This window comes from Rahnella sp. CG8 (assembly GCF_023701875.1).
Lineage (GTDB): Bacteria > Pseudomonadota > Gammaproteobacteria > Enterobacterales > Enterobacteriaceae > Rahnella > Rahnella aceris.
In genome coordinates this window covers 1-15,856 of record NZ_JABAED010000023.1, presented here as the reverse complement: position 1 = coordinate 15,856, position 15,856 = coordinate 1, and the positions used below count along the sequence as shown (strand labels likewise).

Genomic DNA, 15,856 nt, shown 5'->3' with positions numbered 1-15,856 from the left:
TATGGCCCGATGTAAAATAACCGTGATTAATCAGGGGCGCGATTTTGACCCTGAACCTTAGCGTATAAAGCACAGATACAAAAAAGCCTCCACGAGGGAGGCTTAGGCGCTACTTTTCGTTTCTTCTCTTACGCGCGAAAGCCTTCCAAAGTCAGGCGCTAAAGTAAAAAAAGAAACGGAAAATAGCAGCATTCATGCTTGCGTTACCTTGTCGGTTGTAAATCTTGTGCCGTAATTGAAACGAAACTGTGGGTATTAAACAACGAAACAGAATGTTTTTAAACACAAAATATAAAAGAGGGAGCAAGCTCCCTCTTTCACCTGACTTACGCCAGAGCTGCTTTCGCTTTTTCGACCAGTGCAGAGAATGCCACTTTGTCGAATACTGCGATGTCAGCCAAGATCTTACGGTCAATTTCAATAGAAGCTTTTTTCAAGCCGTTAATGAATTTGCTGTAAGACATGTCGTTCTGACGAGCTGCTGCGTTGATACGCGCGATCCACAGCTGACGGAACTGACGTTTCTTTTGACGACGGTCACGGTAAGCGTATTGACCAGCTTTGATAACAGCCTGGAATGCAACACGATATACGCGAGAACGGGCACCGTAGTAGCCTTTCGCCTGTTTTAAGATTTTCTTGTGACGTGCACGTGCAATCACACCACGTTTTACGCGAGCCATATGCTCTCCTGAGTTTTATATTCTAGATGAAAAAAAGTGTATTTATGCGTACGGCAGACATGCAGAGACCAGACCCAAATCGTTCTTGGATACCAGGCCTTTTGGACGCAAGTGACGTTTACGCTTAGTAGCTTTTTTGGTCAGAATATGACGCAGGTTTGCGTGCTTACGCTTAAAACCACCATTGGCGGTTTTTTTGAAGCGTTTAGCGGCGCCGCGTACTGTTTTGATCTTTGGCATTTTAAATTCCACTTCGCATTGTTATTAACATGAATCAGAAAGGCGAATCCAGAATACGCGGTGCGAACACCGCGTAGCAGGATTACTTGGAAGCCTTACTGTTTCTTCTTAGGTGCGAGCACCATGATCATCTGACGACCTTCGATCTTCGTAGGGAAGGATTCGACAACGGCCAGTTCAGAATCTTCACACAGGTCTTTACGGACGCGGTTAAGCACTTCCATACCGATCTGTTGGTGCGCCATTTCACGCCCACGGAAACGCAGGGTGATTTTGGCTTTATCGCCATCTTCCAGAAAGCGAATCAGGTTGCGTAGTTTGACCTGATAGTCGCCATCATCGGTACCAGGTCGGAATTTGATTTCCTTAACCTGAATAACTTTTTGTTTCTTTTTCTGCTCTTTGGTCGACTTGCTCTTCTCGTAGAGGAATTTGCCGTAATCCATGATTCGACAAACTGGCGGCTCGGCATTCGGACTGATTTCTACTAAATCGACGCCCGCTTCCTCAGCTTTTTCAAGAGCTTCATTCAGACTGACAATACCAATCTGCTCGCCATCGACGCCGGTGAGGCGAACTTCTTGCGCGCGAATCTCTTTGTTAATGCGATTAGGACGCGCCGGTTGAACTCGTTTTCCGCCTTTAATACTTTATTCCTCCAGTTGATGAAGACTTCTGCTGCGGATTTCCGCCAGCAGTTTGTCAACGACTTCGCTAACATCCATGCTTCCTAAGTCTTTGCCGCGGCGGGTACGAACAGCAACTTTGCCTGCTTCGACCTCTTTATCGCCACAAACTAACATATAAGGAACACGGCGTAGCGTGTGTTCGCGGATTTTAAAGCCAATCTTCTCATTTCTCAAGTCGGCTTTAACGCGAATGCCTGCATCTTGCAGTTTTTTAGTTAATTCTTCGACATAGGTAGCTTGTGAATCAGTGATATTCATAATCACTACCTGAACCGGAGCCATCCAGGTTGGGAAGAAGCCCGCGTATTCTTCAGTCAGAATACCAATGAAGCGTTCCATTGAACCCAGGATAGCACGGTGAATCATTACCGGAACCTGACGGTCGTTACTTTCGCCAATATAAGAGGCGTTCAAACGACCAGGTAATGAAAAGTCGAGCTGCACGGTACCACACTGCCACGCACGATCCAAACAATCATGCAAGGTAAATTCAATTTTTGGACCGTAGAACGCCCCTTCACCCGGCTGATATTCGAACGGAATGTCGTTTTCCGTCAGCGCAGCCGCCAGGTCATCCTCAGCACGAGTCCACATTTCGTCAGTACCAATGCGCTTCTCAGGACGGGTGGACAATTTCACCACGATTTTTTCGAAGCCAAACGTGCTGTACATGTCATACACCATGCGGATACAGCTGTTCACTTCATCACGCACCTGCTCTTCTGTACAGAAGATGTGAGCATCGTCCTGAGTGAAGCCACGAACACGCATCAGGCCATGTAATGCACCAGATGGCTCATTACGGTGGCAACTGCCAAACTCAGCCATACGCAATGGCAGATCACGGTAAGATTTCAGACCCTGATTGAAGATCTGAACGTGTCCCGGACAGTTCATTGGCTTGATGCAATATTCACGGTTTTCAGAAGAGGTCGTGAACATCGCTTCTTTGTAGTTTTCCCAGTGACCGGTTTTTTCCCACAGCACGCGGTCCATCATGAACGGACCTTTTACTTCCTGATAGTCATAAGACTTCAGTTTCATGCGTACAAAGGCTTCCAGCTCACGGAAAATGGTCCAGCCGTCGTTGTGCCAGAACACCATACCTGGTGCTTCTTCCTGCATATGGTACAGGTCAAGTTGCTTACCAATTTTACGGTGGTCACGTTTACCGGCTTCTTCCAGACGCTGAATGTAAGCATTCAGTTGCTTTTTATCCGCCCACGCAGTGCCGTAGATACGTTGCAACATTTTGTTATCGCTGTTGCCACGCCAGTAAGCACCGGAGGTTTTCTGCAGTTTGAAATGATGGCAGAAACGCATGTTCGGTACGTGCGGACCACGGCACATATCCACGTATTCTTCGTGGTGATACAGACCCGGATGGTCATCATGACTGATGTTTTCATCCAGAATCGCCACTTTGTATTCTTCGCCACGGCTTGCAAAGGTATCGCGCGCTTCCTGCCAGCTGACTTTCTTTTTAATGACGTCGTAATTCTTTTCAGCCAGTTCGTGCATGCGCTTTTCAAGCAGTTCGATATCTTCCTGAGTCAGCGTACGATCTAAATCGACGTCGTAATAGAAGCCATTATCGATAACCGGGCCGATTGCCATTTTGGTGTCTGGCCACAGTTGTTTAATGGCATGACCCAAAAGGTGCGCACAGGAGTGGCGCAAAATTTCAAGACCGGCTTCGTCTTTAGCGGTGATGATCGCCAGTTGCGCGTCAACCTCAATCAGGTCGGTTGCATCAACCAGTTCGCCGTTAACACGACCAGCGATACAGGCTTTCGCCAGGCCAGGGCCGATATCAAGGGCAACATCAAGGGGAGAAACGGGGCGATCAAAAACGCGCTGGCTTCCATCAGGAAGAGTAATGACAGGCATGCTAATTCCTTAATCTACAGTGGTGCCCCACACGACAGAGCACATCTAGAAAAATATTTGAGTTTAAATTCACGTAGTTATTCACGCTATTTAGCTTTACCTTGCCAAATATAGACACCCTGAATACATCACGTAATTGTATCGGGATGCGACGCGAAAACAGTCCATAAGTTTAGCATTCGTAAAGTGCGAATTTCCAGCAACCTGTGTTGCTAAACGCGGATATTTTTCGTGTAATCCCCCCTGACACGTTAAGGTAACCAGAGCAGCATTTAAAAAAGGGAAGGATATGACAGAAGTCAGGCAGTTATTTGAAGTACTGGGATTGGGCCTGATGGTACTGCTTCCGCTGGCAAATCCACTGACGACCGTGGCTTTGATGCTCGGTCTTTCCGGGAATATGACCACACAGGAAAGAAACCAGCAGTCGCTGATGGCCTCGGTCTATGTCTTTATCATCATGATGGTGGCGTATTACGCGGGACAGTTGGTGATGAATACGTTCGGGATTTCCATTCCCGGCCTGCGTATTGCGGGGGGACTTATCGTCACCTTTATCGGTTTCAGAATGCTTTTCCCACAGCCACACGTGGAAGAAAGGATCCTTATCGAGAACAAAACGGCGGAAATGAAAAAACAGGATTCGCCAAATATCGCTTTTGTTCCTCTGGCGATGCCAAGTACCGCCGGGCCGGGCACCATTGCCATGATCATCAGCAGTGCTTCAACGGTGAAATCATCTGATTTCCCGCACTGGATTATTACCGTTGCTCCGGTGATGATTTTCTTTTTAGTGGGTTTGATTTTGTGGATATCTCTGCGCAGTTCGGGGGCGATTATGCGTCTGGTCGGGAAAAGCGGGATTGAGGCTATTTCACGTCTGATGGGATTCTTGCTGGTGTGTATGGGCGTTCAGTTCGTTATCAACGGGGTTCTTGAGATTATTAAAACCTTCCCGCCAGCAGCCTGAGCCGCTGGCGGAAACATCAATGCTTACCGCATCGCGAGGTAGGCATTGTTCACTTTCCACAGATAGCGTGGCGCTTGTGGCGCCGGGTGTTTTTTCTGCACATGGGCAGAAAACTCAGCAGGCGTCATCAGATTGATTTTCGCAATCGCATACGTCTTATCTTTGTCGAACGTTCTCAACAACGCCCCTGCTCCGTTCACATATGCCAGTGTGGTGGCGTAACGACGAGTTTCAGGGTTATTAATACCCGCAAGCTGCTGTTGTAAAATACTTAAATAAGCCGTACCCAGGTCAATGTTCACCGCCGGATCTTTTAAATCACGCGGCGTGGGCTGACCGTAACGTCCTTTCATCCGGTAGGCATCGCGTCCTGCCGTTGAGGCCTTTAGCTGCATTAACCCAATCGCATTCGATTTGCTGACAACGGTTGGGTTATATCCAGATTCGACCTGAATGATTGCTTTAACAAGTGTTTCATCGACGCCATAGGTATTTGCCGCCTGGTGAATAACATCACCATAAGGCCCTGGATGCATTAATGAAGTATCGCGCTGAGGTGGCGGCGATGGATTCAAAAAACGCGTCGTCTGAACCGGTGTTTCTTTAGCGCAACCCGCCAGCAATAGCGCGGCCATCAAATAAAGAATGTTTGGTTTCACGTTATCTCTCTCGCGACTGGGACGAGATGTAGCATATACATCTTCTTCCAACACCTGAATATATTTTTCGTCTATTATTATTATTGTTTTGTTAAACAAAGGGGTTAGAGGGATGTCGATAAGACAATTCCGTTTATAAAACCCGTTTCATGTCACATATTCCTAAATTAATCTGTCCGCTGATGATACGTTCTATTTAGACATCTGAGAAATTGCATAAATTGACATCATCATCTGATTCAGCCGTGCGCCGGATCGGGTTTTCGAAGCTGAAAAAACGCTAACTTAATGAATTATCTGGCCAGTCAGAAGGGGTCATACCATGTGGCAAGCCGTCAATCGTTTGTTGAGTGAACACTTAGGCAATGCTGAAATCCGCGAACGTGTTGAGCTTCCGGGAGGCGAAATCCACCCGGCATGGCGGCTGAGCTACGGCGACAGAAACGTGTTTGTGAAATGCAATGCACGCGAAATGTTGCCTATCTTTGCCGCTGAAGCCGATCAGTTGGCCTTACTTGCGCGCAGCCAGACCGTCAGGGTGCCGGAAGTTTATGGTGTAGGTAGCGACCGTGATTACAGTTTCCTCTTGCTCGAATATATCCCGCAAAAACCTCTGGATGCACATAATGCCTATGTTTTAGGCCAGCAACTTGCCGCATTGCATCAGTGGAGTGAACAACTGCAATTCGGTCTGGATTTCGATAATGAACTGGCGACAGTTCCGCAACCCAACAGCTGGCAACGGCGCTGGGCTGCCTTCTTTGCCGAGCAGCGCATTGGCTGGCAGCTGCAACTGGCTGCTGAAAAAGGGATGATATTTGGTAATATCGAAGATATCACCGCCATGGTTCATGCCCGCTTGCAGAATCATCAGCCGCAACCTTCACTTTTACACGGCGATTTATGGCCGCATAACTGTGGCTTATCTGATGATGGTCCGGTGATTTTTGACCCGGCCTGTTACTGGGGAGATCGGGAATGCGATTTGGCGATGCTGCCGTTATATCCGAATGTTCCGCCGCAATTATATGACGGTTATCAGAGTATAACGCCACTCCCTGACGACTTCATTTCGAGGCAACCGATCTACCAGTTATATTACCTGCTTAACCGCAGTAATTTATTCGGTGGCCAGCATCTTGTGGTGGCGCAACGCGCCATAGAAAGGCTGTTACACGAAGATATCAGTTAGCGGGATAAATATTTCAGCTCTGAACAAATAAGACCTGAAAACGTTAATATTCAGGCCTTATTTTTCATTTTCACAGAAACCCGTTATAAATATGTCGTCAAATTATCAGGCCATTAATCCTAATAATTTCAAAATGAAGTAGCCGATGACAGCGATGATAATTGGCAAAATATACAATGGAAAATACTGCACCAAAATCGTGTGTCGCGGTATCACGATACGCTCTTCAATTTGCGGACGTGTCCGGCCTTCAGCACCTTTCGCCTGTTCCAGAATAAGCTGATCCTGGATCCCTTCGCGAATGTGTTTTACCTGACGGGACATTCTCGCGCCGGAAGCCTGAAGTGCCAGCCCCACAAAAATCAGCCAGTAGATAATGAAGAACATGATGTTCGCGCTGGTGAAACCCTGCCCTAAAGCTGGCACCGGTGAGTTGTACCAAAAGACATTGAGAAACGAGGTATTGAACTTCACCATATCCACCATCACGTGGATGAAATCCAGCATGACCGCGTTGATGCCCTGCTCCGTCTTAGTGTGCTCGTTGATAAAATTCAGCAAAGAAATCAGCGTAGAAAGCAGCGCAGGGATAAAAATGATCCATCCCGCAATTCGTTTAATTACTGCCACACGTCCGGCTTGTTGGTACGTCATGAATTCCCCTTGTTAGGATACCTAAAGCAACGGCTAAGTTTACCCACAGAAAGCCTGCTCCGCCCAATGTTTTAATCAGTTAGCGTAACGCTGTACCGGGAACGTCCATCCTGTCCATTTTCACATCAGATTTCACCTGCATTCCCACCGATGTTAAAGTGGGTTTCTATTTATTGTGAGGGAGTCCGCTTTCATGGCTTATGTCCGCCCTGTTAATGCAGCAATTTTCGATATGGATGGTCTGTTAATTGATTCTGAACGGTTATGGACTCAGGCTGAGCTGGACGTTTTCAGTCGCCTGGGCGTTGATATTTCCCAGCGCCATTTGCTGCCGGATACGCTAGGTTTGCGTATCGATCAGGTGGTCAGGATGTGGTATCAGGCGCTTCCGTGGCAGGGTCCGGGTCAGGAAGAAGTGTCCTCAATGATTATTGCCCGCACGATTGAACTGGTAGAACAAACCCGGCCGTTACTGCCTGGCGTGAATCATGCCCTTGAGCTTTGCCGTGATCAGGGGCTGAAGATTGGTCTCGCGTCGGCATCACCGCTGTTTATGCTCGATACCGTGCTGGAAATGTTTAATTTACACTCCTTCTTTAAGGTTCGTGTTTCAGCGGAAAAGCTGCCTTACAGCAAACCGCATCCTGAGGTCTATCTGCTGGCTGCCGGAGAATTACAGGTTGATCCGCTCAACTGTGTGACGCTGGAAGATTCCTTTAATGGCATGATCGCCACCAAAGCCGCGCGTATGCGCTCGGTGGTGGTGCCGGACCATGAATACAGTGTGGATCCACGCTGGGCGCTTGCCGATGTCAAACTTTCTTCCCTCGAAGAATTGCGTGTGGCACACATCAGCTAAAATTTATGCGCAGCCGCTCATGCCGCTGCGCACCTTCTCTGCTTTCTCTCCTTTCCATATACCTTCTCTACGCATTTCTCCTGCCACAATTTTTGAAGCTTCGTTTAATTTCGTAAATCTTGAACTGACTCATAAAATAAATAAAACGTTATTTCATTTTTATTGAATTCGCATGTCAATGAACCTATGATTCCTGCAACAAGGACGAGCCGGGAGCTCTCCTGCTTCTGTACGCTGTCACTGCCACGCAACGGTCAGACTAGCCCGGTAAGTCCTCCTTGATATCGTCATTCATGAGAGGCACCGACATGCAAGTTCGTCAAAGTATCCACAGCGACCACGCGAAAACGCTTGATACCGCTGAATTACGCCGTGAATTCCTCATTGAGAAAATCTTTGAGAAAAATGCCTATACCATGACTTACAGCCACATCGACCGCATCATTGTCGGCGGCGTCATGCCCGCTGAAAAAACGGTATCCGTGGGTGATGAAGTCGGTAAACAGCTTGGTGTGAGCTATTTTCTTGAACGTCGCGAACTCGGCGTGATTAATATCGGCGGCCCGGGTCTGATCGTGGTTGACGGTACAACCTATGAAATCGGTCATGAAGAAGCGTTGTATGTCGGCAAAGGGGCAAAGCGGGTCGAGTTCAGCAGCGTTGATGCCTCCAGACCGGCCAAGTTCTACTACAACAGTGCGCCGGCACACACGACTTTCCCGAACAAAAAAATCACACTGGCGGAAGCCTCTCCGCAGACCATCGGCGATGCAGCTACCAGCAACCGCCGCACCATCAATAAATTCATCGTGCCCGACGTTCTGGAAACCTGTCAGCTGACCATGGGGCTGACCAAACTGGAAGAGGGGAGCCTGTGGAATACCATGCCTTGCCACACCCATGAACGTCGTATGGAAGTGTATTTCTACTTCAATATGGAAGCGGAAACTGCCGTGTTCCATATGATGGGGCAACCACAGGAAACCCGTCATTTATTAGTGCACAACGAGCAGGCTGTCATCTCTCCTAGTTGGTCAATTCACGCCGGAGTGGGTACCAAAAACTATACCTTCATCTGGGGTATGGTCGGTGAGAACCAGGTATTCGATGACATGGATCACGTCAAAGTCAGCGAACTGCGCTAACTCCCCCTTGCTCTGCCTTCACCGGCAGAGCAACTCATTTTTTATGGCGAACGCGCCGTTGCAAAAGAGACTCTGAATATGATCCTCCGTTCATTTGAATTAAGCGGCAAAGTCGCAATCGTCACCGGTTGCAATACCGGGCTGGGACAAGGCATGGCGCTGGGTCTCGCGCAGGCGGGATGCGATATTGTGGGCATTAACGTTTCCGCCCCTGAAGAAACTGAAAAAAAAGTCACCATGTTAGGCCGCCGTTTTCTCGATCTGAGGGCTGATCTGAGCACCATCACAGGCATTCCTGAGCTGATCGAGAAAGCAGTCGGGGAATTTGGTCATATCGATATTCTGATCAATAACGCCGGTATTATCCGCCGTGAAGATGCCATCGAATTCAGCGAGAAAAACTGGGATGATGTGATGAATGTGAACAGCAAAACGCTGTTCTTTATGTCTCAGGCCGTGGCGAAGCAGTTCATCAAACAGGGTAACGGTGGCAAAATTATAAATATTGCCTCTATGCTCTCGTATCAGGGGGGGATCAGGGTGCCTTCCTATACCGCGTCAAAAAGCGCAGTAATGGGTCTGACCCGACTGATGGCCAATGAATGGGCGAAGCATAACGTCAATGTGAATGCGATTGCGCCGGGGTATATGGCGACTAACAATACGGAACAGTTGCGCGCCGATGAAGAACGCAGCAAAGAAATCCTCGACAGAATCCCCGCCGGACGCTGGGGTCTGCCGGAAGATGTCATGGGGCCGGTAGTCTTTCTGGCATCGAAAGCCTCTGATTACGTTAATGGTTACACCATTGCCGTCGATGGTGGTTGGCTCGCGCGTTAAGGGCAGAATAAGTGACACCAGAAAGGCGTATTCTTATACGCTTTTTTGTTTTTTATCAGTCCGTTGACAATTAGTTACAGGGCATCTCTTCCAAGATTGTGACAGTTTCACTTATACTGGATAAAATAACAGTTATCCAGTTCGGACGCGTCATGACGGCGGAAGGCCATCTCATTTTCTCAATTGCCTGTGCAGTATTTGCTAAGAAGGCCCAGCTTTCTCCCGAACTGGCGCATGGTGACTGGTGGCACATCATTCCAGGGTCTTTGCTTACCTGTCTGCTGCCCGATATTGATCACCCCAAATCGGTGCTGGGCCAGCGTCTCAAATGGTTGTCGGCCCCCATCGCCCGGGCTTTTGGTCACCGTGGATTCACTCACAGTTTGCTGGCGGTGGCTGGAGGGATTTTCCTGCTACGCACTCATTTCCCTCACGACTGGGTGATCCCCGCTGATGCTTTCCACGCCATGATTATCGGTTACCTGAGCCATATCCTGGCAGATATGCTGACGCCTGCAGGAGTGCCGCTGCTCTGGCCTTGTCGATGGCGTTTCCGGCTACCGCTGATTAACAGCCAGAAAAGTAATCAACTCGAGCGCACGCTCTGCCTTATGCTGGTCGGCCTGACGCTTTTCTGGCCAGACTGGACGCCCATCATTGGTGCAATAAATCCTGACTTTTTTAATCACATCCTGAAATTATTCATCTGAATAGCATGAAATATTGCCGATATGATGAAAATTAATACAAACACCAACAAAAAGTTATAATGAATTCCTTTTGGATATAAATACTCAGACCCTCAAACTGATATTCTGCCCCCCAATGCTTTGGGATGGTGCAGTCCTTTTCCGGAAACACCCGTTTCATTTATCAAAATTATAAGTTTGGAGTCTGGTATGAATCTTCCGCTCGTTCTTAACGTAGTGGTTTTCGTTGCCCTGCTTTTGCTGCTGGCACAAACCCGCCACAAGCAATGGAGCCTGGCAAAAAAAGTTTTACTGGGTCTGGCTATGGGTGTCGTATTTGGCCTGGCTTTACAGCTGATCTACGGTTCCGATGATCCGGTACTAAAAACCTCAATTACCTGGTTCAATATTGTCGGTAACGGCTACGTCCAGTTGCTGCAAATGATCGTCATGCCGCTGGTTTTCGTCTCTATTCTGAGCGCGGTAGCGAAACTGCATAACGCGTCATCGCTGGGGAAAATCAGCTTCCTGACCATCGGTACCCTGCTGTTCACCACACTGATCGCTTCTCTGGTGGGTATCTTCGTGACGGGCCTGTTCGGCCTCACCGCTGACGGCCTGGTACAGGGTACGCAGGAAACGGCGCGACTGACGGCAATTCAGTCTAACTATGTCGGCAAAGTGGCTGACCTGAGCGTGCCTCAGTTGATCCTTTCCTTTATACCTAAGAACCCGTTTGCTGATCTGACAGGCGCAAGTCCGACATCAATCATCAGCGTCGTGATCTTCGCAGCCTTCGTTGGTGTAGCCGCCCTGCAACTGGTGAAAGATGATGCAGAAAAAGGTCCGCGCATTCTGGCCTTTATCGATACCCTGCAGGCATGGGTGATGAAGTTGGTGCGTCTGGTCATGAAACTGACCCCGTACGGGGTACTGGCTCTGATGACCAAAGTGGTCGCCGGCTCGAACATTCAGGACATCATTAAACTCGGCAGCTTTGTGGTCGCGTCTTACCTGGGTCTTGGCATTATGTTTGTTGTTCACGCGATACTGCTGTCGTTCACCGGTGTTAATCCGGCGAAATTCTTCCGTAAAGTCTGGCCGGTGCTGACTTTTGCCTTCACCAGCCGTTCAAGTGCCGCGACCATCCCGCTGAGCGTTGAAGCGCAAACACGCCGTCTGGGTATTCCTGAATCTATCGCCAGCTTTGCGGCATCGTTCGGGGCAACGATTGGTCAGAACGGCTGTGCAGGTCTGTATCCAACCATGTTGGCCGTCATGGTTGCGCCAACCGTCGGCATCGACCCGTTTGATCCGGTATGGATTGCAACATTAGTGGGTATTGTTACCCTGAGCTCTGCCGGTGTTGCCGGTGTGGGTGGTGGTGCGACATTTGCAGCCCTGATCGTGTTGCCAGCCATGGGCCTGCCGGTTACGCTGGTTGCCCTGCTGATTTCTGTTGAGCCGCTGATTGATATGGGCCGTACCGCGCTGAATGTCAGCGGTTCAATGACGGCAGGCACTATCACAAGTCAGTTGCTGAAACAGACGGATAAAGCGGTGATGGATGCTGAAGAAACGGCTGAGCTGGCTCACCGTTAATTTCAGATTGCTGCAAACAAAAAACCGAAGCCAGTGGCTTCGGTTTTTTTATGTCTGAAATTCCGCAATCACTCAGAACGCGATTATTCAGAACGGATAGTCGTGAAAACCGATTTGCTCTGAAATATTCCGCGCGGCAGTATGCAGCATTTCTACGTAATGACTTTTGCTTTCTTCGGAGAAACGAATCGTCGGGAAAGAAATACTCAAACCAGCAATCACCACGCCAAAGCGGTCGAATACCGGAACTGCGATACAACGAAGCCCTTGTTCCTGCTCTTCATTGTCTTCGCCGAAACCCTGCGCACGAACCTGATCCAGCGCAGTCTGCAAATCGGCAGCATTCATGATGGTATTTTCAGTACTGCGGGTAAATTCAATTTCCTGCAACAGCGCGCTGACTTCTGCTTTATCGCCCCACGCCAGCAGCACTTTACCGATTGCGGTGGTGTGCAGCGGATTGCGGCGACCAATACGCGAATGCATGCGCAGGTTGTACATCGAATCAATTTTATGGATGTAGACAATCCCGTCTTCATCCAGTGCACCGAGGTGGATCGTTTCGCGGGTCAGACGGGACAATTCGCGCATCTGAATATCAGCGCTGCGGATCAGATCGACGTTTTGCAACGCTTTGGCACCCAGTTCAAACAACTTGAGCGTCAGGGAATATTTCTCTGATTCTCCTTCCTGCGCGACATAACCCAGGGATTTCATGGTCTGAAGAAAACGGTAGACCGTACTTTTAGACATCATTACGCGCTGAGAAAGTTCAGTAATGCCAATCTCACGCTCTTCCCCCAACGCCTGTAAAATGCCAAAAACTTTCAGGACTGAGGAGACGGAATCGGGTTGCTTATCAAGATCTGCGATAGCCATAGGGTGTATTACCTGCTCGCGTTGAGTTTGTTTCAAAAAAAATAGAACGTGGTTTTTATTATACTGGCAAGCATCGCTGAGAAGCAATCAACCCATTGATCAAGAATGTAAGAACTGTTAAGCCAGTTTCATTCCCGACAGAGAGATAAAAAATTCATTACATCATGTGACAATTGTCACTTTACGTTAATTAGCGTAGTAATATTCCCCTCCCTGATGACTACGCACTGACAGAACTCATGACTTCTACACCTGCTGACGGATTACCCATTCCACAACGATATGGTGCCATTCTGGCCATTGCGCTGGGTATTACCGTTTCTGTACTGGATGGCGCTATCGCTAATGTCGCACTGCCCACCATCGCTAATGATTTCCATGCCAGCCCGGCAACCTCTATCTGGGTGGTTAACGCCTATCAGCTGGCGATCACGATTTCTCTGCTTTCTCTGGCGTCACTGGGCGACATATTTGGCTACCGCCGCATTTACCAGACGGGTTTGCTGGTATTTAGTATCACCTCGCTCTTTTGCGCCTTGTCGGATTCACTGATGACACTGACTGTCGCCCGTGTGTTACAAGGTTTCGGTGCGGCAGCGATCATGAGTGTAAATACCGCGCTGATACGTATTATTTATCCGCAGCGTTTCTTAGGACGTGGCGTCGGTATTAATGCACTTATCGTTGCCGTCTCGGCAGCGGCCGGACCCACCATTGCCGCCGGTATTCTGTCGGTGGCCTCCTGGCAATGGCTGTTTGCCATCAACGTTCCGATTGGTATTGTGGCTCTGATACTCGGTCTGAAGTTTTTACCGGCGAACTCGACGCGAAGTCAGGGTCAGCGTTTTGATATCATCAGCAGCGTGATGAATGCCCTGACCTTTGGCCTGCTGATCAGCGCCATCAGTGGATTTGCGCAAGGTCAGAGCCCTATGTTGATCCTGAGCGAAGTCATTGCCCTCCTGATCATCGGCTGGTTCTTCGTACGCCGTCAGCTTTCCCAGCCTTTCCCGCTGCTGCCGATCGATTTATTGCGCATTCCTATTTTCAGTATGTCTCTGGGTACTTCGCTGTGTTCTTTCAGCGCCCAGATGCTGGCTTTTGTTTCACTGCCCTTCTTCCTGCAAAACACTCTCGGTCTGAATTCCGTGGAAACAGGCCTTCTGCTCACGCCGTGGCCGCTGGCGACGATGGTGATGGCGCCGATCGCCGGCCGTCTGGTTGAGCGCTTCCATCCGGGAATGCTGGGCGGGATTGGTCTGATCGTGTTCTCATTCGGGCTCTTTTCCCTGTCATTACTGCCATCAGAGCCTTCGCATCTGAACATTATCTGGCGCATGTTGCTGTGTGGTGCCGGCTTTGGGTTATTCCAGTCGCCGAATAATCACACAATCATCAGTTCAGCCCCGCGAAACCGTAGTGGCGGCGCGAGCGGACTGCTGGGCACTGCGCGTCTTTTGGGTCAGACAACCGGCGCGGCGATGGTTGCTCTGATGTTTAACCTGTTCCCGCAGCATGGCACTCACGCATCACTGATCCTTGCAGGAATGCTGGCCGGAACCGGCGCGCTGGTCAGTTTACTGAGGATGACGCAGAAAACCAGCAGCCAGAAGGAATCGGAAAACCTGAAATCCTGATATGAAAAAGCCCGGCAGAGTAGCCGGGCTTTTTGTTCAGCATTGCTTGAAATAAATTACTTGATGTATGCACCACTGCGCAGCGCTTCGATACGCTTGTCGAGTGGCGGGTGGGACATAAACAGCTCGCTGAATGACTTCGATTTACCGTTGATGCAAAACGCCATCATGCTCCCCGCTTCCTGCGGTTCATGACTGGTTTTAAGGCGCTGCAACGCAGCAATCATTTTTTCACGGCCCACCAGTTTTGCAGAACCGGCATCCGCATGGAATTCACGGTGACGTGAGAACCACATCGTGATGATGCTGGCCAAAATACCGAAGACCAGTTCAAGCACGGTCGCCACGGCAAAATAAATCAGCGGATTGCCGTTACTGCTCTCTTCGCCATCACGGTTGCCGGAAAGGAAGCCCGAGGCCACCTGCGCAATAATACGTGAAATGAAGATCACGAAGGTATTCACGATCCCCTGAATCAGCGTCATGGTTACCATATCGCCGTTCGCAATGTGGCTGATTTCATGGGCGATAACCGCCTCGGCTTCGTCCTGACTCATGCTTTGCAGCAATCCGGTGCTCACCGCCACCAGAGAGGCATCGCGACGTGCGCCCGTGGCGAAGGCGTTAATATCGGGTGCGTGATAAATCGCGACCTGTGGCATCGCAATGCCCGCCTGCTGAGACTGGCGACGCACGGTGTCCATCAACCAGCGCTCAGTTTCGTTACGCGGCTGCTCAATGACTTCCCCCCCCACTGAGCGTAACGCCATCCATTTCGACATCAGTAATGAGACAATTGCGCCACCGAAGCCAAATAGCCCGGCCATGATCATCAGCCCCGGCACGCTGCTGTGCTGAATGCCGGTCAGGCTAAGTACCAGCCCGAATACCAGCATAACGGCCAGGTTAGTCAGCAGGAACAACGCTATACGCATCATAAAATTTCACTTCCTCATTGTTACTTCATTGTTATTAGCGAGTCATACCACCGGCACATAGCATGCCGGGCTGTACTGATCCTATGGGCTTCTTATCAGGATTCAAGACTCCATGCGTTCTGAAGGCCTGAATTCACAATACTTTACATTTTGAAGCGTTTGCTTTTACAGACAGGGCTGAAATACCGATGTTATTCAGAAAAACACCGCATAAAAAATCTATGGTCACCCCCTTTTTTGCAACGTTGATTTTGATTTATGATGGGCTTGCTTAAATCTATACGGCGTCT

General features: G+C 49.3%; 17 protein-coding genes and 1 other annotated feature. Of the genes, 8 read left to right on the top strand and 9 right to left on the bottom strand.

The genetic code is table 11. From position 1 onward, the window contains the following. Window positions 1-76: 76 nt before the first annotated feature. Window positions 77-201: a sequence feature (Phe leader region), on the bottom strand. From pheM to thrS, 5 genes are all read right to left on the bottom strand, one after another. After that, complete coding sequence (pheM, locus tag HGO41_RS19200; RefSeq protein ID WP_106120997.1) at window positions 152-196, bottom strand: pheST operon leader peptide PheM; 45 nt, start codon at window positions 194-196, stop codon at window positions 152-154. It overlaps the preceding feature by 45 nt. Before the next feature lie 125 nt (window positions 202-326). Beyond that, window positions 327-683, bottom strand: coding sequence for a 50S ribosomal protein L20 (rplT, locus tag HGO41_RS19195; protein WP_013576134.1), 357 nt, complete (start codon window positions 681-683; stop codon window positions 327-329). Window positions 684-725: 42 nt separating this feature from the next. Next, window positions 726-923, bottom strand: a complete 198-nt coding sequence (rpmI, locus tag HGO41_RS19190) for a 50S ribosomal protein L35 (protein WP_013576135.1) — start codon at window positions 921-923, stop codon at window positions 726-728. A gap of 95 nt (window positions 924-1,018) precedes the next feature. Beyond that, window positions 1,019-1,570, bottom strand: coding sequence for a translation initiation factor IF-3 (infC, locus tag HGO41_RS19185; protein ID WP_013576136.1), 552 nt, complete (start codon window positions 1,568-1,570; stop codon window positions 1,019-1,021). Between the two features lie 3 nt (window positions 1,571-1,573). Further along, a complete protein-coding gene (thrS, locus tag HGO41_RS19180; RefSeq protein ID WP_013576137.1) occupies window positions 1,574-3,502 on the bottom strand; it encodes a threonine--tRNA ligase in 1,929 nt (642 codons plus the stop codon). 289 nt (window positions 3,503-3,791) lie between these two features. On the opposite strand from thrS, the gene HGO41_RS19175 reads away from it, so the two are divergent. Beyond that, window positions 3,792-4,472 carry a MarC family NAAT transporter gene (locus HGO41_RS19175; protein WP_013576138.1) on the top strand — a complete coding sequence of 227 codons (681 nt, stop codon included), beginning with the start codon at window positions 3,792-3,794 and terminating at the stop codon, window positions 4,470-4,472. A 23-nt stretch (window positions 4,473-4,495) separates the two neighbouring features. Here HGO41_RS19175 and HGO41_RS19170 read toward each other — a convergent pair whose 3' ends face one another. After that, window positions 4,496-5,131 (bottom strand): transglycosylase SLT domain-containing protein, encoded by a 636-nt coding sequence (locus HGO41_RS19170; RefSeq protein ID WP_013576139.1) that lies wholly within the window; start codon window positions 5,129-5,131, stop codon window positions 4,496-4,498. 322 nt (window positions 5,132-5,453) lie between these two features. Here HGO41_RS19170 and HGO41_RS19165 point away from each other — a divergent pair, with 322 nt between their 5' ends. After that, entirely contained in the window at window positions 5,454-6,323 is an 870-nt protein-coding gene (locus tag HGO41_RS19165) for a fructosamine kinase family protein (protein WP_112152167.1), read from the top strand. A 105-nt stretch (window positions 6,324-6,428) separates the two neighbouring features. Here HGO41_RS19165 and HGO41_RS19160 read toward each other — a convergent pair whose 3' ends face one another. Then, a complete protein-coding gene (locus HGO41_RS19160; protein ID WP_013576141.1) occupies window positions 6,429-6,977 on the bottom strand; it encodes a YniB family protein in 549 nt (182 codons plus the stop codon). 193 nt (window positions 6,978-7,170) lie between these two features. Here HGO41_RS19160 and hxpB point away from each other — a divergent pair, with 193 nt between their 5' ends. The 5 genes from hxpB to HGO41_RS19135 all read left to right on the top strand — a co-directional run bounded on the left by hxpB (window position 7,171) and on the right by HGO41_RS19135 (window position 12,112). Then, window positions 7,171-7,836, top strand: coding sequence for a hexitol phosphatase HxpB (hxpB, locus tag HGO41_RS19155; RefSeq protein WP_013576142.1), 666 nt, complete (start codon window positions 7,171-7,173; stop codon window positions 7,834-7,836). A gap of 308 nt (window positions 7,837-8,144) precedes the next feature. Beyond that, window positions 8,145-8,981, top strand: a complete 837-nt coding sequence (kduI, locus tag HGO41_RS19150) for a 5-dehydro-4-deoxy-D-glucuronate isomerase (protein ID WP_013576143.1) — start codon at window positions 8,145-8,147, stop codon at window positions 8,979-8,981. Between the two features lie 78 nt (window positions 8,982-9,059). Further along, window positions 9,060-9,821 (top strand): 2-dehydro-3-deoxy-D-gluconate 5-dehydrogenase KduD, encoded by a 762-nt coding sequence (gene kduD / locus HGO41_RS19145; RefSeq protein ID WP_013576144.1) that lies wholly within the window; start codon window positions 9,060-9,062, stop codon window positions 9,819-9,821. 152 nt (window positions 9,822-9,973) lie between these two features. Then, window positions 9,974-10,531 (top strand): metal-dependent hydrolase, encoded by a 558-nt coding sequence (locus HGO41_RS19140; protein ID WP_217243917.1) that lies wholly within the window; start codon window positions 9,974-9,976, stop codon window positions 10,529-10,531. 189 nt (window positions 10,532-10,720) lie between these two features. After that, complete coding sequence (locus HGO41_RS19135) at window positions 10,721-12,112, top strand: L-cystine transporter (protein ID WP_037035298.1); 1,392 nt, start codon at window positions 10,721-10,723, stop codon at window positions 12,110-12,112. Between the two features lie 87 nt (window positions 12,113-12,199). Here the strand turns inward: HGO41_RS19135 and kdgR are convergent, their stop codons facing one another. Continuing rightward, entirely contained in the window at window positions 12,200-12,991 is a 792-nt protein-coding gene (kdgR, locus tag HGO41_RS19130; RefSeq protein WP_013576147.1) for a DNA-binding transcriptional regulator KdgR, read from the bottom strand. A 239-nt stretch (window positions 12,992-13,230) separates the two neighbouring features. Between kdgR and HGO41_RS19125 the strand changes: the two genes are divergently transcribed. After that, window positions 13,231-14,628 carry an MFS transporter gene (locus HGO41_RS19125; RefSeq protein WP_013576148.1) on the top strand — a complete coding sequence of 466 codons (1,398 nt, stop codon included), beginning with the start codon at window positions 13,231-13,233 and terminating at the stop codon, window positions 14,626-14,628. Window positions 14,629-14,684: 56 nt separating this feature from the next. On the opposite strand, the gene htpX is transcribed toward HGO41_RS19125, so the two are convergent. Next, window positions 14,685-15,566 carry a protease HtpX gene (htpX, locus tag HGO41_RS19120; protein ID WP_013576149.1) on the bottom strand — a complete coding sequence of 294 codons (882 nt, stop codon included), beginning with the start codon at window positions 15,564-15,566 and terminating at the stop codon, window positions 14,685-14,687. Window positions 15,567-15,856 lie beyond the last annotated feature (290 nt).